Here is a 22,222-nt window from a genome sequence, read left to right as displayed (position 1 = left end):
GGGTCAGATGCGGGCGGCGATGGCGTCGCCGATGGTGGCGGTCGACCGGGCTTCCCCGGTGCGGGCCGCCATGTCGGCGGTCACGGCCGTGTTGACGGTGTCGGCTTCCGCGCTCAGGCCGAGGTGGGCCAGGAGCAGCGCGACGGAGAGGATCGCCGCGGTGGGGTCGGCCAGCTGCTTGCCAGCGATGTCGGGGGCCGAGCCGTGGATGGGCTCGAACATGCTGGGGAACTGGCCGCTCGGGTTGATGTTGCCCGATGCCGCGAGGCCGATGCCGCCGCTGATTGCCGCAGCCAGATCGGTGAGGATGTCGCCGAAGAGGTTGTCCGTGACGATGACGTCAAACCTAGCAGGGTCGGTCACGAAGAAGATCGTCGCCGCGTCGATGTGCAGGTAGTCCACGGTGACGTCGGGGAACTCGGCGGCCACCGCCGTGACGGTGCGCTGCCAGAGCGCGCCAGAGAACACGAGGACGTTCGTCTTGTGCACCAGCGTGAGCTTCTTGCGGGGGCGGGCGGATGCCACGGCGAAGGCGTGGCGCACGAGGCGCTCCACGCCGAAGGCGGTGTTGACCGAGACCTCGTTGGCGACCTCATGCGGCGTGCCCTGGCGGATCGCGCCGCCGTTGCCGACGTACGGGCCCTCTGTGCCCTCGCGAACGACGACGAAGTCGACATCGCCCGGATTGGCCAGCGGGCTGGCGACGCCGGGGAACAGCACGGTCGGGCGCAGGTTCACGTAGTGGTCGAGGCTGAAGCGCAGCTTGAGCAGCAGTCCGCGCTCGATGTTGGCGCCGACGAGGCGCGGGTCGCCAGGCACGCCGCCGACGGCGCCGAGCAGGATGGCGTCGTGCGCCTTGATGGCATCGAGGTCGGCATCCGTCAGGACGTCGCCGGTCTCGAGGAAGCGGTTCGCGCCCAGAGAGAAGTGGGTCGTGTCGATCGTGACGTCGCTGCTCGCCGTTGCGGCATCGAGAACCTTGAGCGCCTCGGCAATGACCTCTGGGCCGATCCCATCGCCGGGAATGACAGCAAGTTTCACGACACGGGACATTGCACTCCTTGAGAATTGCGAGGGGGTGGGCCATGCGGCACGACTGTCTCCAGCGTAGTACCGAGGCCCACCCCGTTCGCGCCCCTCTAGCGTGCGTTACGGAGTGTGGTCAGGCCGATGACCGCGGCGGCCAGCACCAGGGCGGTGCCGATCCAGGCGGCAAGGCCGACACCGCTGTCGAAAGCGAGCCGTGCCGAGTCGAGCAGCGCCGCTGCCGCATCGGCAGGCAGCTGAGCGGCCACGGCCACGGCGCCACCCAGCGTCTCACCGGCCGCAGCCTGCTGGACATCGCTCAGACCCTGCGGCAGTTCGACGGCCGCGCGGTAGGAGGCCGTGAGAATCGTGCCGAGGATGGCGGTTCCGAGCACAGCGCCCAGCTCGTAGGCGGTCTCGGAGACAGCCGACGCGGCGCCGGCCTTGTCGGCTGGCACATTCGTGAGGATGAGCTCGTTCGAGACGGTCTCCGCCGCGCCGATTCCGAGGCCGAGCGCACTGAAGGTGATCGCGATGCCGAGGGCGGAGATGTGCCCGCCGCTCAGCGCGATCGCCGCGTAGCCGCCGGCCGAGATCAGCAGCGCGGCCGGGACGAGGCGCGACGGTCGCACCCGCTTGGCAACCGGCACGACGGCGAGGCCGGCGATGATCATGATCACAAGCCCCGGCACCAGCACGAAGCCGGCGGTCATGGGCGAGAGTCCGAGCACCAGCTGCAGGTGCTGCGAGACGAAGAACAGCCCACCGACCAGGGCGACGACGCTGAGCAGGTTGATCAGCACCGCGCCGCTGAACGCGCCACGCCGGAACAACTCGGGATCGAGCATCGGCGTCTCGAGCCGGTACTGGCGGCGGACGAAGAGCACGCCCGCCGTCACACCGATGAGGATGACGACGACACCGAGCACGTCGAAACCACTCTCGGCGATGTGCTTGATTCCGAAGACGATGGGCAGCATCGTGACGAGCGAGAGCAGAATGCTCGGAACATCGATCTTGCCCGGGTGCGGGTCACGCGACTCGGGGACGAGGATCGGGACCAGGATCATGAGCGGCACGAGCAGCGGCACCGCGAGGAGAAACACTGAGCCCCACGAGAAGTTCTCGAGCAGCATTCCACCGACGATCGGTCCGAGGGCGCTTCCCGCCGCGAATCCGCTGGCCCAGATGGCGACGGCGAGGCGACGCTGATCCCGGTCGGTGAACACGGAGCGCAGCAGCGACAGGGTCGACGGCATCAGCATGGCGCCGAAGAAGCCGAGCATGGCGCGCGCGGCGATGAGCCATTCGATGCTCGGGGCGAATGCGGCGGCCACCGAGACGATGCCGAATCCGGCCGAACCGATGAGCAGAAGCTTGCGGCGTCCGATGCGGTCGCCGAGGCTGCCCATCGACACCAGCAGTCCGGCGAGCATGAGCGGGTAGATGTCGATCATCCAGAGCAACTGGGTGCCCGTCGGCTGGAGCGCCTCCGAGATGGCAGGCAGGGCGAAGTTCAGGACGGTGTTGTCGATGGAGATCAGCAACACGGGCAGCATGAGCACTGCGAGCGCGACCCATTGCCGTTTGCTGCGCGTCGACTGCACGGCAGTTGACGCGGTGGTGTTCACGGTGGGGGTTGACACGACTATCAGCTCTTTCAATTCTGTGCGTTCTACTGCGCGCGTTCTGTTGTGCGCGCGGTTGCGCCGAGCGCAACTTGGACTCGACAACAATACCGTCCAGCCGGTACAGTAGTCAAATGCCGGCACAGCCTCCTCGCTACGCTGGGCGTGTGAGCACCGCACACCCAACGCGCGACCGTATTCTCGACGCCTTCGAGGCGCTGCTGATCGACGACGGCGAAAAGGCGGCGACGCTGGATGCCGTCGCGGCCATCGCCGGGGTCTCCAAGGGCGGTCTGCTCTACCACTTCGCATCGAAGGACGCGCTCGTCGAGGGGCAGCTCGCCCGGATGACCGCACTCGGCACGACGGATGTCGAGAACATCAGAACCGCGCCGGCCGGATCCGTCGACTACCTGATCCGCACCTCCGTGAACGCCGGCACCCCGCTCGACCGTGCGATCATCGCCGCGGCCTGCCTGGCCCAGGGCAAGCACCCGGCCGCCAATGAGGCGCTCGCCGCGCTCCGCGTGCAGTGGCTGGCCGTCATCGAAGAGGCCGTCGGCGACCCGGACATCGCCGAGGCGGTCCTCCTGGTCAGCGACGGCCTGTACTACAACTCCGCACTCGCCGGCCCGGTCGCCGGCACGAGCATCGACCCGAGCTCGCCGGCATCCGCTGCCCAGATCGACCGGCTGCTTGCCGTGCTGGGGCGACTGCTCGACTAGGCCCGCTCGCCTGGCCGCTGCTCAGCTCAGCTCAGCTCGAAGCTCACATCCGGCCCGGTCGTCACGGGGCGATGCCGGCGAGCGCCGGCTTGAAACCCAGACGGGCGTTCTCGCAGCATGCCGGTCTGCACACATCGGGCCATGGCCCGAGGGTCGTCATCGCCGGGCGCTCCGCGACGGGCACGCCGTCTCGGCGTTCGAGAACGAGGTCGACAAGCCCGGAGACGTAGTCCCTGTTGGTCCCGGGTGTTGCCACCCTGATCATGCTCAGACCACTCTGTTCCGCTGTCTCACGCGCCTCGTTGTCCAGATCCCACATGACCTCCATGTGGTCGCTGACGAAGCCGAGCGGCACAACGATGACGCGGCGGCGGCCGGCAGCAGGCAGCTCGGCGATCGCGTCGTTGATGTCCGGCTCCAGCCACGGGGTGCTCGGCGCTCCGGAACGGGACTGATAGACCAGCTGCCACGGCACCGGAGCGAGCGGCTCCGCATTCGCGCGCTCGGCCCTGCGCTGCTCGACGGCGAGCATGACGACCTCGGCGACGGCGTTGTGCTGAGCGGCGTATGCGCCGCCGTGGCCGAAGTCGAGGTCCCTGGGGCCGGAGCGCTCGGCATCCGCCGTTGGGATCGAGTGCGTGGCGAACAGCACCTCGACCTCATCGGCGAGGCCGGCCGCGCCGAAGTCGACCTCGCACGCGGCGATGGCCTCATCAACGCCGTCGATGAACGGGGTCACGAAGCCGGGGTGGTCGAAGAACTGCCGCACCTTGTCGATCGTGATGGTGCCATGCGTTCCGCTGGAATCCAGGGCGCCCCAGAGGTCTTCGCGGTACTGACGACAGCTGGAGTACGAGGAGTACGCGCTGGTCGCGATGGCAATGAGCGAGCGGAAGCCGCGCCGCTCGGCCTCCTCAATCGCCTCACTCAGATAGGGCGCCCAATTGCGGTTGCCCCAGAGCACCGGCAGGTCGATGCCACGGCGCTTGAGCTCGGCCTCCAGCGCGGCCTTGAGCTGGCGGTTGTGATCATTGATCGGGCTGACCCCGCCGAAGTGCCGGTAGTGCGTTGCGACCTCCTCGAGTCGCTCCTCCGGGATGCCGCGCCCCCTCGTCACATTCCGCAGGAAGGGGATGACGTCGTCCTGCCCCTCCGGCCCGCCGAAGCCGGCGAGCAGGATCGCGTCGTAGTGCGTCGGGGCCGTGTCATCCGTGTTGTGCATTGCTGCTCCATCAATCGTTATTTATCTAGCTAGGCTAGTTATTAACGTAACATGGTGTTGTGGGCGTGCCGGCCCAGAGCGGAGGGCTGCGATGCAGGAACACCGATCCGTGCTGGTGACGGGCGCGACCGGGTACATCGGCGGGCGGTTGGTGCCGAGGCTCCTCGATGCCGGCCACCGCGTGCGCGTGCTCGCCCGCTCCGCGGACAAGCTGCGGGATGTGCCATGGCGCAACCGCGTCGAGGTGATGGAAGGCGATTTGCTCAACCCCGCGGACGTCGCGTCGGCGTGCGAGGGCTGTGAGGTCGTCGTCTACCTCGTCCACTCGCTCTCGGCCAGCGGCTCCTTCGAGGAGACCGAGCTGCAGACGGCGCGACACCTCGCGGATGCGGCGCTCGCCGCCGGCGTGCGCCGCATCGTCTACCTGGGTGGCCTCCACCCGGACTCGGCGGAACTCAGCCGCCACCTGCGCTCACGGGCGGCGGTCGGTGAGCTCTTCCTGGGCTCCGGGGTGCCGACGGTCGCACTGCAGGCCGGCATCGTGATCGGTTCGGGTTCCTCCTCGTTCGAGATGATCCGGCACCTCACCGAGGTCCTGCCGTACATGCCGGCGCCGCGATGGGTGCGCAATCGCGTGCAGCCCATCGCGGTGCGTGACGTGCTGCACTACCTGCTCGGAGCGGTGAGCGTGCATGACGACGTCAACAGAACGTTCGACCTCGGCGGCCCGGACATCCTGCGCTACGGCCAGATGATGAACGGCTACGCCGTCGAGGCGGGCTTGCCGCAACGACCGATCGCACCGCTGCCCGTGCTGACACCCTGGCTGGCCTCCCAGTGGGTCAACCTGGTGACACCGATCCCCCGCAGGCTCGCCGTTCCGATCATCGAATCGCTGCAGTACGACTGCGTGGTGCGCGAACACGACATCGACGCGCTGATCCCGCCCCCGGATGACGGTCTCACCGGGTACCGGAAGGCCGTGCGCCTCGCGCTGGCGCGAATGAAGGATGGCACGGTCGAGACGTCCTGGCACGGCGCGAGCCTGCATGACGCCCCGGCCGATTCGCTCCCCAGCGATCCCGACTGGGCCGGGCACACCGTTTTCGTGGATGAGAGGGAGCGTTCGACGCCGGCGGCGAGTGCGGAGCTCTGGGCCGTGATCGAGGGAATCGGCGGTGAGAACGGCTGGTACTCATTCCCCCTGGCGTGGGCGGTGCGCGGCTGGTTCGACAAACTGGTCGGCGGCGTCGGTCTGAACCGGGGGCGGAGGCACACCGCCACGCTGCACACGGGTGACGCTCTCGACTTCTGGCGAGTGGAGCGGGTGGAGCCGGGAGCCAGGCTGCGCCTGCGTGCCGAGATGCGCGTTCCCGGTCGCGCCTGGCTCGAGCTGGAGACGCGCGACGTCGGTGATCGGCGCGTCTACCGGCAGCGCGCGATCTACTTTCCGCACGGGCTGGCCGGCAGGCTCTACTGGTACGTGCTCGTGCCATTCCACGGCATCATCTTCGCCGGCATGGCGAACCGCATCGTGCTGGAGGCCGAGGCTCGCAGCGAGGATGCGAAAACGGCCAGAGTGCGCTGAGCTCTCTGGCCGTTTCCGTGGGTTGCCGTGCGTTCTAGGCGAGTGCCTCCGCCACCTCGCTGATGGCGACGGGGGTGCGCACTCCCGTGCGGCGGTCCCAGATCTCGACGACACCGTCCGCGACACCGCGGCCGGCGATCACGATCGTCGGAACGCCGATGAGCTCAGCGTCACCGAACTTGACTCCGGGCGAGACCTTCGGCCGGTCGTCGAAGAGCACGTCCTTGCCCGCGGCCTCGAGGGCCGCGGCAACGGTCTCCGCCGCCTCGAACACGGCGGCGTCACGGCCAGTGGCCACGACGTGCACGTCGAACGGCGCGACGGACGGCGGCCAGATCAGGCCGTTCGCGTCGTTGTTGAGCTCGGCGATGATCGCGAGGATGCGGGTGACGCCGATGCCGTACGAGCCCATCGTCACGGTGACGAGCTTGCCGTTCTCATCGAGCACCTTGAGGCCGAGCGCCTCGGCGTACTTGCGTCCGAGCTGGAAGACGTGACCGATCTCCATGCCACGGGCCAGCTCCACCGGGCCGGAGCCGTTGGGCGCGGGGTCGCCGTCCCGGACTTCCGCGACCTCGACGAAGCCGTCCGCCGTGAAGTCACGGCCGGCGACGAGGCCGAAGACGTGGTGGCCGTGCTCGTTGGCGCCCGTGATCCAGCCGGTGCCGGGGACGACGCGGGGGTCGAGCAGGTAGCGGATGTTCTGACGGTCAGGGAAGGCCTGCTCACCAAGGAACTGTCCATGCTGCGGGTGCCAGGGGCCGATGTACCCCTTCGTCAAGTACACTCCTGCGATCCCGTCAAAGAGACCTGGTTCGTTGGCCTTGAAGTCGTCCTCGTTGGCCGGCTCGACCTCGGCCGGGGAGAATGCGGCCTCCGCGCGCTTCTGGTCGACCTCGCGGTCGCCCGGCAGGCCGACGACGACGAGCTCGCGGCGGCCGTCGGGGTAGCGGAGCGCCAGCACGACGTTTTTCAGCGTGTCTGCGGCGGTCCACGGCCGGCCGTCGGGGCGCGGGTGGTTCGCGTTCGCGGCGTCGACGAGCGTCTGGATCGTGGCGGTGTCCGGCGTCGGGAGCACCTCGGCGGGAGCGAGCCCGTCGAAGGGGATCGCCTCGGGAACCACGGTGGTGAACGCCTCGACGTTGGCCGCGTAGCCGCCGGCCGATCGCACGAAGGTGTCCTCGCCGATCGGCGTCGGGTGCAGGAACTCCTCGCTCTTGGAACCACCCATCGCGCCGGCATCCGCCTTGACGATGACGTACTCCAGGCCGAGGCGCGTGAAGATGCGCTCGTAGGCGTCACGCTGGGCCTGGTAGCTGGCGTCGAGGCCGGCATCCGTGTAGTCGAAGGAGTATGCGTCCTTCATGGTGAACTCGCGGCCGCGCAGCAGGCCGGCACGGGGGCGCGCCTCGTCGCGGTACTTGTCCTGGATCTGGTAGATCGACAGCGGCAGGTCCTTGTAGGAGTTGTAGAGATCCTTCACGAGGAGCGTGAAGACCTCTTCGTGCGTGGGGGCGAGCAGGTAGTCGGAGCCCTTGCGGTCCTTCAGGCGGAACAGGCCCTCGCCGTACTCCTCCCAGCGGCCGGTGATCTCATACGGTTCACGCGGCAGCAGCGCGGGGAAGTGCACCTCGTGCGCGCCGGCGTTGTGCATCTCCTCGCGCACGATGCGCTCGATCTTCTCCTTGACGCGCAGGCCGAGCGGCAGCCACGCGAACACGCCTGGGGCTTGGCGGCGAATGTAGCCGGCCCGCACGAGCAGGCGGTGGCTGGTGACCTCGGCATCGGAGGGGTCTTCGCGCAACGTTCGGAGGAAGTAGTTCGACAGGCGTGTAATCACCCTCCCTACTTTACTGGCGCGCCCCTAGGCTGAGCGCATGCCGACCCGCCGCCCGCACGTCACCGCCTCAGCGGCGCAGACGGAGCTGGCCGCGGCGCTGGCCGAGCTGCGGATCTCGCTCGAGCTTCCCGACGAGTTCCCGGCGGATGCCGTGGCCGAGGCCGTCTGGGTGGCCACGCACCTCGAGCTGCCGCGGCACGACCTCACCGCCGTCGAGTTCGTGACGATCGACCCTGCGAACGCGACCGACCTGGACCAGGCCATGCACATCGAGGCGCTGCCGGGGCCGGCCGGCGGTTTCCGGGTGCGCTACGCGATCGCCGACGTTCCAGCGCTCGTCTCCCCCGGCGGTGCAGTCGACCGGGAGGCCAGGCTGCGCGGCCAGACGATCTACGCCGCCGACGGCCGCATCCCGCTGCATCCGCCCGCCATCGGCGACGGCGCGGGATCGCTGCTGCCTGGCGCGCCGCGCAGCGCCTACGTCTGGGATTTCACCCTCGACGCCGACGCCGAGGTGCAGCGCGCGACCGTGCGGCGTGCGCGGATCCGTTCCCGAGCCAGGCTGAGCTACGCCGAGGTGCAGCGTGCGATCGACGCCGGCACGGCGACCGGGACGCTGGCGCTGCTGCAGCCCGTCGGTCTCGCGCGGATCGAGCTGGAGCGGCGGCGGGGCGGCGCCAGCCTGAACTCCCCGGACGAGGAGATCGTGCTCGGCCCCGACGGCTACACGCTGCGGCGCCGCGAACCGCTGCCCGTCGAGGACTGGAACGCCCAGCTCTCGCTGATGACCGGCATGGCGGCCGCCTCCATCATGATCGACGGCGGAGTCGGGATCCTGCGCACGATGCCGGCGCCGAGCGAGGAGGAGTTCGCGAGCTTCCGCCGGCAGACCGTCGCCCTCGGCCTGCCGTGGCCGGATTCCCAACGCTACGGCGACTACCTGCGCGCCCTCGATCGGCAGAACCCGGCGGCGCTGGCCGTGCTGCAGGCGGCCACCAGCCTGTTCCGCGGGGCCGGCTATGTCGCGTTCGACACGTCGGCTGGCCTGCCGGCTCCGCGCGACACCGTGCAGTCGGCGATCGCGGCGCCCTACGCGCACGCGACCGCGCCGCTGCGCCGTCTCGTCGACCGCTGGAGCCTCGTCATCTGTGCGGCGCTCTGCGCCGGCGACACCGTTCCGGAGTGGGCACGGCACTCGCTCACTGAACTGCCGTCCATCATGGCGGCGAGCGCCAGACGCGCAGCCGATCTCGACGCCACGTCGATCAACCGCGTCGAGGCCGCGCTGCTCAGCGACGACGTCGGCCGGCGGTTCGAGGCCACGGTCCTGTCGCTCCGCGGCGACTCCGCGCGGGTGCAGCTCGCCGAGCCGGCTGTGACGGCCGAGTGCCATGCGTCGCGGCATCCGTCGCCGGGATCGCGCGTGAGCGTGTTGCTGCTCGCCGCCGACATCGCCAGCGGCAGCGTGCGTTTCGAGGCGGTCGAATAGCGGGCACGCTGATGTCTGATTTCCGCTACCGAGGCGCGCGTGCGCGTGTCAGTCTTGAGGCATGACCGAACGAACGGATGCCGCAGCCACCGCACTCTTCGCGGAGCGATACCGTGCCATGAGCTCGCGGGACGCCCGCTTCGACGGCCAGTTCATCACCGGTGTGCACTCGACGGGCATCTACTGCCGGCCGAGCTGCCCGGCCACGACGCCGAAGCCGGGCAATGTCTCGTTCTACCTGACCGCCGCCGCCGCTCACGAGGCCGGGCTGCGCGCATGCAAGCGCTGCCTGCCCGACGCCGTGCCGGGCTCGCCGGAATGGAACGTGCGCGACGACCTGGCCGCCAGGGCGATGCGGCTCATCGTCGACGGTGAGGTGGAACGCACGGGTGTTCCCGGGCTCTCCGCCCGCCTCGGCTACACCCCCAGGCACCTGACTCGCGTGCTGCAGGCCGAACTCGGCGCAGGTCCGCTGGCGCTCGCCAGGGCGCAACGCGCGCAGACGGCCCGTGAGCTGCTCGTGAACACCGAGCTGCCGATCAGCGACATCGCCTTCGCCGCCGGATTCGGCAGCGTGCGCCAGTTCAACGAGACGGTCTCCGCCGTGTACCAGCAGACCCCGAGTGCGCTCAGGCAGCGCGGTGCCGCCAGACGGGCGCGGCACGCCGTCGCCCCTCCTGCCGCGGCCGAGCAGGGCACGGCCGTCACGCTGCGGCTGCCGGCCCGTGCTCCGTTCGACGGCGCAGGGGTGCTCGGCTTCCTGGGCGTGCGCGCCGTCACCGGCGTCGAGAGCTTCGCCGACGGCGTCTACCGCCGTGCCGTGCGGCTGCCGTCCGGCGTCGCGACGATCAGCCTGCGCGTCGACGGCACGCCGTCCGCGCCCGTCGTCGCCTGCGATGCGACGCTCGACGAGCTCAGCGACCTGGCGCCGCTCGTCACCAGGGTGCGCCGCCTGCTCGACCTCGACGCGGATGCCGATGCGATCGACTCGGCGCTCGCCGCCGACCCCGCGCTCGCCCCCGCCGTCGCGGCCGTCCCCGGAATCCGCGTCCCTGGCAGTATGAGCCCGGAGGAGACGCTGTTCCGGGCACTCATCGGCCAGCAGATCTCGGTCGCCGCCGCCCGCACGACGCTCGGCCGACTGGCCGCTGCCCTCGGCGACCGGCTGCCAGATGCGCGGGGCGGCTGGCTGCTGTTCCCGACGGCCGAGCAGATCGCGGCGGGCGGGCGCGCCGTGCTGCGCGGCCCGGCGGCGCGCATCGACACGATCATGCGAGTGGCCGAGGCCCTGGCATCCGGAGAACTGCACCTCGATGTCGGCGAGAGCACGGAGGAGCTCACCGCACGGCTCACCGCGCTGCCTGGCATCGGCCCGTGGACGGCCGGCTACGTCGCGATGCGCGTGCTCGGCAGCCCCGATGTGCTGCTGACGAGCGATCTCGCGATCCGGCAGGGCGCTGGCCGGCTGGGGCTGCCAGGCGATGCGAAGGCGCTCGCCGCGCACGGCGCGGGGTGGGCGCCGTGGCGCAGCTACGCCGGCATGCACCTGTGGAGGGCGCTCGCCGGCTGAGGACTGCACCGCTTCGGCCTCGGGGCCGCCGCTAGTATGGCCCCATGGCTGTGACCGACGAAGCGATTCTCAAGATCAAGGACATGATCGTCTCGGGCAAACTCCACCCCGGCGATCGCCTGCCACCTGAGAAGGAGCTCAGCGAGGAGCTCGGTCTCTCCCGCAGCTCGCTGCGCGAGGCGGTCAAGGCGCTCGAGGTCATCCGGGTGCTCGACGTGCGCCGCGGCGATGGCACCTACGTCACGAGCCTGGAACCGGCGCTGCTGCTTGAGGCGATGTCATTCGTCGTCGATCTGCACGGCGACACGTCCATCCTCGAGATCTTTGCCGTGCGGCGGATCCTCGAGCCGGCCGCGACGGCGCTGGCGGCCGACCAGATCGACGACGACACGATCGCGGAGCTCGCGGCGCTCATCGCCGAGGTCGACGGCTCGACCTCGGTCGAGGGGCTCGTCGAACACGACCTGGAGTTCCACCGCCGCATCGTGGCCTCCGCGGGCAACAGCTACCTCTCCAGCCTGATCGACTCGCTGTCCAGCCACACCGTGCGCGCCCGCATCTGGCGCGGCATCACGCAGGAGAACGCCGTCGAGCGCACGCTCCACGAGCATGCGGCCATCGTCGCCGCGCTCGCCCAGGGCGACGCCAAGCTCGCCAGCGCGCTCACGGTCGTGCACATCAGCGGGATCGAGCACTGGCTGCGCGAAGCGCTCTGATCGCCGCAGACATCGGACGCTTGAAGGCGTTGCCCTTCACATCACGCGCATTTCTGGCATCCTTGTCTCAGTACATCGGATGAATGGAGCCCGGAACACATGATCGTCGCACTGCACTCTGAGATCCGGGCCGGGGCCGTCGACGGCTACCGCGCTGCCCACCTCACCATTCCGGAAGAACTCGTGGCGAGCTTCGACCGCTTCGGCATCCACGACTGGACGATCTGGCGTTCCGGCCACCGGCTGTTCCACCTGGTCGATTGCGACGACTTCGACGCCGCGCTCGCGGCTCTCGACGATGACCCGGCGAACGCGCGCTGGCAGCTCGACATCGGGCGTTACGTCGAGTTGTTCCGCGGCGCGGACGGCGAGGAGGGCTTCAGCCCGCTCGAGCAGGTGTGGGCCCTCAGCGCCCAGAAGGCCGCCACCCAGAACCCCAGCGCCTGATGGGTGTCATCGACGCGCACGTCCACGTCTGGGACACAGCGCGCTTCGACTACCCGTGGCTGTCCGGGATCCCCGCGCTGAATGCACCGATGCTGCCTGGCGACGTCGACCGCGCGGGCGGGCGTGTCAGCGGGATGGTCTTCGTCCAGGCCGATTGCGCGGCGGAGAGCTCGCTCGACGAGGCCAGATGGGTCAGCGGAGCGGAGTGGCCGGAGCTCGTCGGCATCGTTGCGGCGGCGAATCTGCACGACGAGTCTGCCCTGCCCGGCCACCTCGACGCGCTGGCCGAGATTCCGGGCGTCGTCGGCATCCGCCACCTGTTGCAGGGGGAACCGGATTCCGTGTTCGAGAGCGCGGCGGTGCGGAACAGCCTCGGCATGCTCGCGGAACGTGGACTGAGCTTTGACGCCTGCGTGCGGCACGATCAGCTGCCACGGCTCGTCACGCTGCTGCGCGGGCTGCCGACGCTCAGGGTCGTGCTCGACCACCTCGGCAAGCCGCCGATCGATGAGGGAATCGACAGCGACGCCGGCATCGCGTGGGCGGAGGCAATCGGCCAGCTCGCCGCGCTCGACGCCGTCACGGTCAAGGTCTCCGGGCTCACGGCTGAGACGCAGGATGCCGCGGCCCTCGACCGCAATGCCGGCGCGTTCATCCGACACACCGTCGAGAGCTTCGGCGCGGACCGGGCCATGATCGGCAGCGACTGGCCCGTGAGCGCGAAGCTCGGGACGGGCGGAACACTCGAGGCCTGGATCGCACGGGTTCACGAGGCCACCGGCGCCTCGGCGGCCGAGCGCACCGCCATCGAGGGCACGAGCGCGCAGTCGTTCTACGGTCTTCCGGGCTAAATACGGTCTTCCGGGCTAGAAGGGTGCTTCGTCGCCGTCCCACCAGCTTGGCCTGGCCCGCGCGAGCCGGGTGGCGGTGAACCCGGTCGGGGTCTGCACAGTGACAAGATCGTCCCCGGCGGGCGTCTGAGTCTTGCTGATTCTGATCTTGCTCAGTGTTTTGAGCCGGTGGTCGGGGGTGCAGAGCGGGATCAGGTTGTCGATGTTGGACGGGCCGTGGTCGCGAGCCCATTCCCGCACGTGGTCGATATCGGCCATCGCCGAGGAACAGTCGCAGCCGGGCCGGGCGCAAGACCCGTACTTGATGGTCAACCAATCCCGTTGGGCCTTCGTGGGCCGATACTTGTCGCGCTCCAGGTTGAGGAGTTCGCCGCTGATGGGGTCCGTGCCGGCCCGGCGGAACGCGGGGGCGTCGTGGAAGAGCTTCGCGGCGGTGACCGGGTCGATGGGGCCGTAACCGTGCAGGATGGCCGACTGGCCGCCCCGGTCCTGATCGTCCAGTCGGTTGTTGTTCAGGCCATTGTTGTTCAGGCCATTGTCGTTCAGGCCCAGGAGGCTGAGGATCGGCACGAGCAGGATCGGTCGCACCTTCGCGGCGGTCGGGGTGCCGTCCCCGGCCAGCCAGGCCGCGGCCAGGTCGGCGCGGATCTGCATCTGAGTGCGCCGCTGCACACCGAAAGCGGGACCAGGACCGGCGCCAGCGCCGGTGGCGCGGTCGGTTTCTGAACGGTGGATGGTGCGGGCCGTCTGTGAGAGGCGCTGGCTGATCCGGATGGCGTCGGGCGCGGAGAGGTAGAGATGCAGCCAGGCCATGCCGTCCTCGGCGGGCTCCAGCTTCACGCGCCTCTCGGCCATTGCCCGGCCGTGGCGCGCCTCGGCCGGTTCGGCCAGGAGGCGCTCCTGCAGGGTGCGCGCTTTCTGTCGGAACGCTTCCGGTGTCATGGTCGCGGCTGCGCCGGCCAGCAGAGCGTCATAGCGGGCGAGCGCGGCCGGGTCGCCGAGTCCGGCCAGATGCTGCACCGCGGCGGAGGCGTGAGCGTAACTGGTCAGTCCGGCCTGGAAGAGTTCCCACAGTTTCGGCAGGGAGTCGATCAACGCCCGACCCTCGTAGGCGCGGGTGCGAGCAACGCTTGTGGAGAGCTGGAGCTGCATGCCGGCGTCGGTCGCGGCGGCACGCTCGGCCAGCTCCCTGGCGTCCGGCTCCTGCAGGGCGCCCGGCCACAGATACACGGAGAGGTTGCGGCGGCTGGTCTGCACCGCCGCGGCCAAAGCGGCGAGCTGGGCGGCCATGGCCCGGTTCGCCGCGTGCTGGGCGTTCGCCGCCTCGGCAATGGAGAAGCCGACGGCCTCCGCCGCGGTCACAGCGAGGGGCGAAGACTCGACAGGGAGAACGAAGTCAGCGGCATCACAATCAGGAGCATCGAACTCGGGAGCGCCGGGATCATCAAAATACCAACCGACCGGGGCTTCCATGCTTCTTTGCATGGGTCATTTCTAGAAGAATGATACGAGGAAATCCAGTATTTTCTGAGATTTTATCGCATTTTTCTGTGAAACGGCGCCGGTGGCATCCGCACCACATTGGTGGCGGATGCCCCCGGCTCCAACACGCTCAGACCGCCTCGAGGGCGGCCCAGAGCTCCTCGGGAATCGGTGCGGACGCCCTGAGCAGGTTCTCGCGAACCGCCTCGGCGCGCGAGGTGCCGACGACGACGGTGGCGACCGCCGGGTGCCGTGCGGGGAACTGCAGCGCGGCGGCCGGCAGGTCGACGCCGAACTCGGCGCAGACGGCGGCGAGCTTCCTGGCGCGCTCGAGCACCGCGGCCGGCACAGCGCCGTAGTTGTAGCTGGCGTCGGCGGCCGGCGTGTTCGTGGCGAGCAGGCCCGAGTTGAACACGGCGGCGTCGACGACGCGCACGCCGTTCTCCAGGCACGCGGGCAGGAGCTCCTCGGCGGCGGGCTGCTCGAGCAGGGTGTAGCGACCGGCGATCATGACGAGGTCGATGTCCGCCTCGCGCACCGCGCGGGTGGCGACGGCCGCATCGTTGACACCGATGCCGATCGCGCGCACGAGACCCTCCTCGCGCAGGCGGGCGAGGGCGGGCAGTGCCTCAGCGAGCCCCCGCTCCAGGTCGTAGACGTCGGGATCGTGCAGGTACAGGATGTCGATGAAGTCCAGGCCCATGCGCTCGAGCGAGTCCTCGAGGCTGCGGCGAACCCCCGCCTCGCTGGGGTCGTAGACCCGCATGAGGTCGTTGGGAACCTCGAAGGCGTTCTCGTGGTCTGTGCCACCGGAGAAGTCCGGGTTCGGCACGAGCAGGCGCCCCACCTTGGTCGAGACGATGAACTCATCGCGCGGCTTCTCGCGGAGGAAGGCGCCGAGACGGCGCTCCGAGAGCCCGAGGCCATAGTGCGGAGCGGTGTCGAAGTAGCGGATGCCGCCATCCCACGCCGCCTGCAGCGTTTCCTGCGCCGTGGCGTCATCGACGCTCCGGTACAGGTTGCCGATCGAGGCGGCTCCGAAACCGATCGGACCGAAATCGAGTTCGCTCACGCGCTGACCTCCTGCCCGCGGTGCGCGCCGGTCCAGCTGAACTCGGCGATCGACGACGCGTGCATCTCTGCTCCGGCGCCGGGGGCCAGCGGAGCGCGGTAGTTGCCATTGTCCATCACGACGGGCGTGACGAAGTGCTCGTGCAGGTGGTCGACGAACTCGATCACCCGGCCGTCCTTGCTGCCGGAGACGGCGATGAAGTCGAACATGCTGAGGTGCTGAACGGCCTCGCAGAGGCCGACGCCGCCCGCGTGCGGGCAGACGGGGACACCGAACTTCGCGGCGAGCAGCAGGTTCGCGATGTTCTCGTTCACGCCGCCGACGCGCGCCGCGTCGATCTGCATGAAGCCGATGGCATCCGCCTGCAGCAGCTGCTTGAAGATGATGCGGTTCTGGGCGTGCTCACCGGTGGCGACCGGGATCGGGGCGATGCCGCGGGCGATCGCCGCGTGGCCGAGCACGTCGTCGGGGCTGGTGGGCTCTTCGACCCATGTGATGTCGAACTGCTCGAGCGCCTTGACCCAGGCGATGGCGTCCGCGACGTCCCAGCGCTGGTTGGCGTCGATCGCGATCGGGAATCCCTCTCCGCAGGTCTCGCGGGCGATCCGCAGGCGACGGATGTCGTCGTCGAGGTCGGCACCGACCTTCAGCTTGATCTGGGTGAAGCCGTCGGCGATGGCCTCGCGGCAGAGGTGCGCGAGCTTCTCATCGGAGTAGCCGAGCCAACCGGGGCTCGTCGTGTATCCGGGGTAGCCCTCGGCGAGCAGCTGCGCTTCGCGCTCCGCCCTGCCCGGTTCTGCCGCCCGCAGGATCTCGAGCGCCTCCTCCGGTGTCAGCGCGTCGCTGAGGTAGCGGAAGTCGACGAGCGAGACGATCTCCTCCGGGCTGAGCGACGCGAGCAGCTGCCACAGCGGCTTGCCCTCGCGCTTGGCGCGAAGATCCCAGAGTGCGTTGATCACGGCACCGATGGCCATGTGCATGACGCCCTTCTCCGGGCCGAGCCAGCGCAGCTGCGAGTCGTGCATGAAGAGCCGGGAGGTCGCACCCATGTCGCCGAGGAGCTCCTCGACGTTGCGGCCGAGCAGGTGGCCGGCGAGAGTCTCGATCGCGGCGACCTCGACGTCGTTGCCACGGCCGATCGTGAAGACGAAGCCATGCCCTTCGAGACCGTCCTCCGCGTCCGTGCGGATGACGAGGTAGGCCGCCGAGTAGTCGGGGTCTGGGTTCATGGCATCGGAGCCATCCAGCTGAAGAGACGTCGGAAAACGGACGTCGCTGGTGTCGACACTGGTGATGATGCTCATGAAAACCTTCCCTTGGGGTCAAGTGACTATAAACATCCGATCTTTGGCTTGTCAATCGAGAGCCTTTCGGAAACAATGGGGAAATCAGCGCCGTGAGTGCGTGCAAGAGTTCCGATGATTGGAAGTAGTTCAATGAGATTTGCCCGCCTGGGAGCCGTCGGTCGCGAGACGCCCGTCCTTGTCGACGGTGAGGTCAACTACGACCTCAGCGGCGTCACGCGCGACATCGACGGCGAATTCTTCGAGTCGGACGGGCCGGCCCGCGCCGCCGCCGCCCTGGCCGCCGGCGAGCTTCCCGTGTTCGAGGCGGACGGCGTCCGCGTCGGTGCGGCGATCGCCCGCCCCAGCGCCGTCATCTGCGTCGGCATGAACTACGCCGCCCACGCCGCGGAGTCCGGCTCCGCGCCGCCGGAGAACCTGGTCATGTTCCTCAAGACGCCGAACACCGTCGCCGGCCCGTTCGACACCGTCTCGATCCCCCGCGGCAGCACCAAGACCGACTGGGAGGTCGAGCTCGGCATCGTCATCGGAGAGCGCGCGAGCTACCTCGATTCCCCGGAGGACAGCATCAAGCACATCGCCGGATTCGTCGTCGCGAACGACCTGTCGGAGCGCGACTTCCAGATGGCGGTCTCCGGCGGCCAGTGGAGCAAGGGCAAGTGTTCCCCCGGCTTCAACCCGACCGGCCCCGTCGTCGTCACCCCCGACGAGGTCGACTACGCCAATCTGCGTCTGCGCAGCTGGGTCAACGGCGAGCCGCGGCAGGACTCTTCGACCGCCGACCTCATCTTCGACGTCGACTACATCGTCTGGCACCTCAGCCAGTTCCTCGCCCTCGAGCCCGGTGATCTCGTGCTCACGGGAACCCCGGAGGGCGTCGCGCTCTCCGGCCGCTTCCCCTACCTCGGCGCCGGCGACGTCGTCGAGGTCGAGATCGATGGACTCGGCCGCCAGCGACAGGAATTCGTGCAGGCCTGAGCGCCGCACCGAAAGGAATCACCGACATGACATCTGACACCACCCAGCCAGAACTCGCCGACCTCGTCGCCATCGTCACGGGCGGCGCCTCCGGAATCGGCGCGGCCATCGCAGAGCGCCTCGCCAGCAAGGGCGCCCAGGTCGCCGTCTTCGACCTGAACCCGGATGCCGCAGACCCCAAGCACTTCGCCGTGCCCGTCGACGTCTCCGACGACGCCAGTGTGCGCGCCGGCGTCGCCGCCGTCGCCGAGCGCTTCGGTCGCATCGACATCGTGATCAACAACGCCGGCATCGGCGCGCAGGGCACGATCGAGGCCAACGGCGACGAGGAGTGGCACCGCGTCTACGACATCAACGTGCTCGGGCTCGTGCGCGTCTCGCGCGCCGCGCTGCCGTGGCTCCGCCAGTCGCCGGCCGCCGCGATCGTCAACACCTGCTCCATCGCCGCGACCGCCGGGCTGCCGGAGCGAGCGCTCTACAGCGCGACCAAGGGCGCTGTGCTCTCGCTCAGCCAGGCCATGGCCGCAGACCACTTGCGTGAGGGCATCCGCGTGAACACCGTGAACCCCGGCACGGCCGACACCCCATGGGTGCAGCGCCTGCTCGGCTCGGCAGCCGACCCGGCGGCCGAGCGTGCGGCCCTCGAGGCGCGCCAGCCGCACGGCCGACTCGTCTCGGCCGACGAGGTCGCCGCGGCCGTCGCGTACCTCGCGAGCCCGCTCGCCGGCTCGACGACGGGCACCTCGATCGCCGTCGACGGCGGCATGCAGGGCCTCCGGCTCCGCCCCATCGCGTAAGCGCGACGCGCAGCGTCGCGAAAGGCGGCAGCCCGTTCCAAGGAAGCCTGCGGAACCGTCACCGCTGCAGGTGCGGCCATCGGAGCGTCGGGGCCACGATTCACGTCGACCCCGACGCTCCGGCGTATCCTGCGCGGATTATCTGTGGCTATCAGTCAACGCATTCTCGGATCTGCTGGTGAATAGATACAAGATAAATCTGCCGCTGGCCGATAGCGTAGAGAAGTGAAGTTTGCGCATCTCAGAGTCGAAGGCCAGTCCACCCCGCGTCTTGCGGTCACCATCGGCGGCGGCGCTCTCTTCCTCGACGAGGTGATGGACGAGGCCCCCGCCGATCTGCAGCAGCTGATCGAGCGCGGTGAGCCTGGCCTGGCCCATGTGCGGGCCGTCGTCGACCAGGCCGTCGCGCAGCGCGTGTCGCTCACCCCGGTCGACGAGCTCCGCCACGCTTCGGCCGTGCTCCGTCCCCCGCACATCCTCGCCGTCGGCGCGAACTACGCCGCCCACGCCAGCGAGCTGAAGCTGCGCAGCGAGAGCGCCATGACGGTGTTCGCGCTCTGGCCCAACTCGCTCACCGCGCACGAGGCGACAACCACCTGGCCGGGCGAGATCTCCCAGCAGGTCGACTACGAGGCAGAGCTCGGCGTGATCATCGGCAAGCCGGCCAAGAACGTGTCGGTGCGCGACGCCCTCGACTACGTCTGGGGCTACACGGTCGTCAACGACATCACCGCCCGCGACATCCAGTTCAGCGAGGCGCAGTGGTCCAGGTGCAAGTCCTTCGACGGCTTCACGCCCACCGGACCCGTCGTCGTCACGGCCGATGAGGTGCCGGACCCCCAGGACCTCTGGCTGACCACGAACGTCGACGGCCACATCCTGCAGGACGCCTCCAGCGGCGAGATGGTACGCACCGTCGCCGAGATCATCGCCTACCTCTCGCGCTCGGCCACGATTCCGGCCGGTACGCTGATCTCGACCGGCAGCCCGGGCGGCGCCGGCTACTCGCGCAAGCCCCCGGTCTTCCTCCGCGACGGATCAACCGTCACCGTCTCGATCGGCGGCATCGGCTACCTGACCACGCACTGCCGAGTCATCTGAGGCTGATCTCAACAGGAGAAGGCCGTCCACGGCCGCGTCGAGACCACGGCTCGCGCGAACGAGAAAGGCTCGGCCCGCGGTCTCCCGCGGGCCGAGCCTTTTTCGATGCTCTGGCGTTACTCGGAGGGCTCGCCCTGCAGATCGGTCACCGCGACGGTGGCGGCGGCGTCCATGCCCGAGAGCTTGCTCGGCTGCAGCTGCTCCATCACCTCGTCGCGGGTCATCAGGCCGGCCGCGACGACGAGGTCGGCGACGGGGTGACCCGTGCTGAGCGCGACCTTGGCGATCTTCGCTGCCTCGGTGTAGCCGATGAACGGGATGAGCGCGGTGATCACGCCGACGCTGGATGCGACCATCGCCTCGAGGCGGTCCTCGTTGGCGGTGATGCCGTCGACGCAGTTCACGCGCAGCGTCCAGCACGCCTGCGTCATCCACGCCAGGCCCTGGAACAGGGAGTGCGCGATCACGGGCTCGAAGGCGTTCAGCTGCAGCTGCCCGGCCTCGGCGGCCATGGTGACGGTGACGTCGTTGCCGGCGATCGCGTAGGCGACCTGCGAGACGGCCTCGGGGATGACGGGGTTGACCTTGCCGGGCATGATGCTCGAACCGGCCTGCATGGGCGGCAGGTTGATCTCGCCGAATCCGGCCTGCGGGCCGGAGGAGAGCAGACGCAGGTCGTTGCAGATCTTGGAGAGCTTGATGGCGCTGCGCTTGAGCGATCCGCTGAACGACATGAAGGCGCCGGCGTCGCTCGTCGACTCGATCAGGTCGGGGGCGCTCTCGATCTTGAGCCCGGTGATCTCGCTGAGGTGGCGCACGGCGGCTGCGGCGTAGCCGGGGTCGGCGGTGATGCCGGTTCCGATGGCCGTCGCGCCCAGGTTGACCTCGGCCAGCAGCCAGAGCGTCTCGGTGAGACGGTCGTAGTCCTCGCCCAGCGTCGTCGCGTAGCCGTGGAATTCCTGGCCGAGCGTCATCGGAACGGCATCCTGCAGCTGGGTGCGGCCGACCTTCAGGACGTTGTGGAAGTCGACACCCTTCTTCGCGAACGACTCCTGCAGCAGGCGCAGCTCGGCCAGCAGGTGGCGCAGCGAGAAGGCGAGGCCGACCTTGATGGCGGTCGGGTAGGTGTCGTTGGTCGACTGGCTGCGGTTGACGTCGTCGATGGGGTGCAGGATGTCGTAGCGCCCCTTCTCGTAGCCGGCGAGCTCGAGCGCGAGGTTGGTGATGACCTCGTTGGCGTTCATGTTGGTCGAGGTTCCCGCTCCGCCCTGGATGACACCGACGACGAACTCCTCGTGGCGGGCGCCCTGGATGATGCGCGTGCAGGCCGCGTCGATCCAGCGGCCCTTCTCCTCGGTGAGCGCGCCGACCTCGACGTTGGCACGGGCACAGGCCTGCTTGACCTGGGCGAGGGCACGCACGAGGTCGGGGTAGACCGAGATCGGTCGCTTGGCGATGGGGAAGTTGTCGAGTGCGCGCTTCGTGTGCACACCCCAGTACGCGTCTTCGGGAACCTCGACGGTTCCGAGCGAATCGCTCTCCAGGCGGAATCCGGGGCTTGCCTGCATGAGTGGCTCTTCCTGTGCTGCCGCGAAAGCGATGCCGGTGGCACCCTCCGCGAACGTTGTTGACGTGCTGCTGGGCGTGCTAGTCGACACGAACGGCTCCATTGCCTCGAGGTTGTGCGAGCCTGCGGCTCTCAGTTACCCATCAAGCCTATCGCGAGAGCCGTGCACGATTCCGGGCACCCGGCCGCAGAAAACGGCGCAGAAACGCCGTATGGCGCAACACTGTGCATGTTGCGCCACACGGCGGTCGGTTCTCGGCGGCGTTGCCGCCGAGCCGTTAGAAGCTGCCGAATGGCAGGAACGCGAACGGAATCATCACGAGACCGAAGAGCAGGGCGCCCAGGCCGATGAGCACGGAGCCGGCGAGGAGAGCACCGTTCAGCACGACGCCCCAGATGGCCATGGTGCGGCTGCTCGGTTCGCGCTTGAGCGCGAGGATGCCGAAGACAAGGCCGGCGACGGGCAGGAAGAAGGTCCAGCCTGCGACGATCGAGACGACGCCGAGCACGAGGCTCGAGATGCTCATCCACTGCTTCTCAGCCGCCGATGCTGGCGCGGATGCCGGAGCGGGAGCCGCGAATGGCTGGCCGCTGTTCGTGCCTTCGGCTGCCGGCGCGGTGGGCGCAGGCTCGGCGGGAGCCGACGGAACAACGGGGATGGTGGCGGACATGAGTGGTCTCCTTCGTATGCGGTGTGTGTGCCCGTTTCGAGCACATCAATAACGTTACGGAGCTTCCGCACAGCCAACTATGGGGATATCCCCCGGAATGGCCGGTGGGGCCTCCGCCGTAGCGAAGACCCCACCGGTCCGTGATGAT

The 22,222-nt window shown here is 69.0% G+C and carries 19 protein-coding genes; 10 read left to right on the top strand and 9 right to left on the bottom strand.

The features are described 5' to 3' along the window. Window positions 1–3 precede the first annotated feature (3 nt). Together EV379_RS04975 and EV379_RS04970 are read right to left on the bottom strand one after the other, a co-directional pair. Window positions 4–1,053 carry a 3-isopropylmalate dehydrogenase gene (locus tag EV379_RS04975; protein ID WP_130505161.1) on the bottom strand — a complete coding sequence of 350 codons (1,050 nt, stop codon included), beginning with the start codon at window positions 1,051–1,053 and terminating at the stop codon, window positions 4–6. Window positions 1,054–1,139: 86 nt separating this feature from the next. Beyond that, window positions 1,140–2,672, bottom strand: a complete 1,533-nt coding sequence (locus EV379_RS04970) for an MFS transporter (RefSeq protein ID WP_242616244.1) — start codon at window positions 2,670–2,672, stop codon at window positions 1,140–1,142. A 149-nt stretch (window positions 2,673–2,821) separates the two neighbouring features. Between EV379_RS04970 and EV379_RS17485 the strand changes: the two genes are divergently transcribed. Next, window positions 2,822–3,379, top strand: a complete 558-nt coding sequence (locus tag EV379_RS17485; protein WP_278044021.1) for a TetR/AcrR family transcriptional regulator — start codon at window positions 2,822–2,824, stop codon at window positions 3,377–3,379. Between the two features lie 61 nt (window positions 3,380–3,440). Here the strand turns inward: EV379_RS17485 and EV379_RS04960 are convergent, their stop codons facing one another. Continuing rightward, window positions 3,441–4,601 carry a ferrochelatase gene (locus EV379_RS04960; RefSeq protein WP_130505159.1) on the bottom strand — a complete coding sequence of 387 codons (1,161 nt, stop codon included), beginning with the start codon at window positions 4,599–4,601 and terminating at the stop codon, window positions 3,441–3,443. A gap of 91 nt (window positions 4,602–4,692) precedes the next feature. On the opposite strand from EV379_RS04960, the gene EV379_RS04955 reads away from it, so the two are divergent. Next, window positions 4,693–6,189: an SDR family oxidoreductase gene (locus EV379_RS04955; protein WP_130505158.1), complete on the top strand. Its 1,497-nt coding sequence runs from the start codon at window positions 4,693–4,695 to the stop codon at window positions 6,187–6,189. Window positions 6,190–6,223: 34 nt separating this feature from the next. Here EV379_RS04955 and EV379_RS04950 read toward each other — a convergent pair whose 3' ends face one another. Continuing rightward, window positions 6,224–8,029 (bottom strand): proline--tRNA ligase, encoded by a 1,806-nt coding sequence (locus tag EV379_RS04950; protein WP_207226197.1) that lies wholly within the window; start codon window positions 8,027–8,029, stop codon window positions 6,224–6,226. A gap of 37 nt (window positions 8,030–8,066) precedes the next feature. Here EV379_RS04950 and EV379_RS04945 point away from each other — a divergent pair, with 37 nt between their 5' ends. From EV379_RS04945 to EV379_RS04925, 5 genes are all read left to right on the top strand, one after another. Next, on the top strand, window positions 8,067–9,518 hold the full coding sequence (locus tag EV379_RS04945) for an RNB domain-containing ribonuclease (protein ID WP_130505157.1): 1,452 nt from the start codon (window positions 8,067–8,069) through the stop codon (window positions 9,516–9,518). 61 nt (window positions 9,519–9,579) lie between these two features. Next, window positions 9,580–11,088 carry an AlkA N-terminal domain-containing protein gene (locus tag EV379_RS04940; RefSeq protein ID WP_130505156.1) on the top strand — a complete coding sequence of 503 codons (1,509 nt, stop codon included), beginning with the start codon at window positions 9,580–9,582 and terminating at the stop codon, window positions 11,086–11,088. A gap of 44 nt (window positions 11,089–11,132) precedes the next feature. Further along, the gene (locus tag EV379_RS04935; RefSeq protein ID WP_130505155.1) at window positions 11,133–11,804 is read left to right on the top strand and encodes a FadR/GntR family transcriptional regulator; all 672 of its coding nucleotides are present in this window, start codon (window positions 11,133–11,135) and stop codon (window positions 11,802–11,804) included. A 99-nt stretch (window positions 11,805–11,903) separates the two neighbouring features. Continuing rightward, a complete protein-coding gene (locus EV379_RS04930; protein WP_130505154.1) occupies window positions 11,904–12,251 on the top strand; it encodes an L-rhamnose mutarotase in 348 nt (115 codons plus the stop codon). After that, entirely contained in the window at window positions 12,251–13,102 is an 852-nt protein-coding gene (locus tag EV379_RS04925; RefSeq protein WP_130505153.1) for an amidohydrolase family protein, read from the top strand. Before EV379_RS04930 ends, EV379_RS04925 begins: the two co-directional genes overlap by 1 nt. Before the next feature lie 15 nt (window positions 13,103–13,117). Here the strand turns inward: EV379_RS04925 and EV379_RS04920 are convergent, their stop codons facing one another. The 3 genes from EV379_RS04920 to EV379_RS04910 all read right to left on the bottom strand — a co-directional run bounded on the left by EV379_RS04920 (window position 13,118) and on the right by EV379_RS04910 (window position 16,960). Continuing rightward, window positions 13,118–14,575, bottom strand: coding sequence for an HNH endonuclease signature motif containing protein (locus tag EV379_RS04920; protein WP_165397289.1), 1,458 nt, complete (start codon window positions 14,573–14,575; stop codon window positions 13,118–13,120). 139 nt (window positions 14,576–14,714) lie between these two features. Next, on the bottom strand, window positions 14,715–15,656 hold the full coding sequence (locus EV379_RS04915) for an aldo/keto reductase (RefSeq protein ID WP_130505151.1): 942 nt from the start codon (window positions 15,654–15,656) through the stop codon (window positions 14,715–14,717). Further along, window positions 15,653–16,960, bottom strand: coding sequence for an L-fuconate dehydratase (locus EV379_RS04910; protein WP_130505150.1), 1,308 nt, complete (start codon window positions 16,958–16,960; stop codon window positions 15,653–15,655). Before EV379_RS04910 ends, EV379_RS04915 begins: the two co-directional genes overlap by 4 nt. Before the next feature lie 132 nt (window positions 16,961–17,092). Between EV379_RS04910 and EV379_RS04905 the strand changes: the two genes are divergently transcribed. The 3 genes from EV379_RS04905 to EV379_RS04895 all read left to right on the top strand — a co-directional run bounded on the left by EV379_RS04905 (window position 17,093) and on the right by EV379_RS04895 (window position 19,836). Beyond that, window positions 17,093–17,938: a fumarylacetoacetate hydrolase family protein gene (locus tag EV379_RS04905; protein WP_130505149.1), complete on the top strand. Its 846-nt coding sequence runs from the start codon at window positions 17,093–17,095 to the stop codon at window positions 17,936–17,938. A gap of 26 nt (window positions 17,939–17,964) precedes the next feature. Next, window positions 17,965–18,735 carry an SDR family NAD(P)-dependent oxidoreductase gene (locus EV379_RS04900; protein WP_130505148.1) on the top strand — a complete coding sequence of 257 codons (771 nt, stop codon included), beginning with the start codon at window positions 17,965–17,967 and terminating at the stop codon, window positions 18,733–18,735. A gap of 225 nt (window positions 18,736–18,960) precedes the next feature. Continuing rightward, the gene (locus tag EV379_RS04895; RefSeq protein ID WP_165397288.1) at window positions 18,961–19,836 is read left to right on the top strand and encodes a fumarylacetoacetate hydrolase family protein; all 876 of its coding nucleotides are present in this window, start codon (window positions 18,961–18,963) and stop codon (window positions 19,834–19,836) included. A gap of 116 nt (window positions 19,837–19,952) precedes the next feature. Here EV379_RS04895 and EV379_RS04890 read toward each other — a convergent pair whose 3' ends face one another. Both EV379_RS04890 and EV379_RS17350 read right to left on the bottom strand, forming a co-directional pair. Beyond that, complete coding sequence (locus tag EV379_RS04890) at window positions 19,953–21,404, bottom strand: aspartate ammonia-lyase (protein ID WP_130505147.1); 1,452 nt, start codon at window positions 21,402–21,404, stop codon at window positions 19,953–19,955. Window positions 21,405–21,681: 277 nt separating this feature from the next. After that, window positions 21,682–22,074, bottom strand: coding sequence for a DUF4190 domain-containing protein (locus EV379_RS17350; RefSeq protein ID WP_242616243.1), 393 nt, complete (start codon window positions 22,072–22,074; stop codon window positions 21,682–21,684). Window positions 22,075–22,222 lie beyond the last annotated feature (148 nt).

The organism is Microterricola gilva, assembly GCF_004217495.1.
Taxonomy (GTDB): Bacteria; Actinomycetota; Actinomycetes; order Actinomycetales; family Microbacteriaceae; genus Microterricola; species Microterricola gilva.
This window is presented reverse-complemented; position numbering and strand designations above follow the sequence as displayed.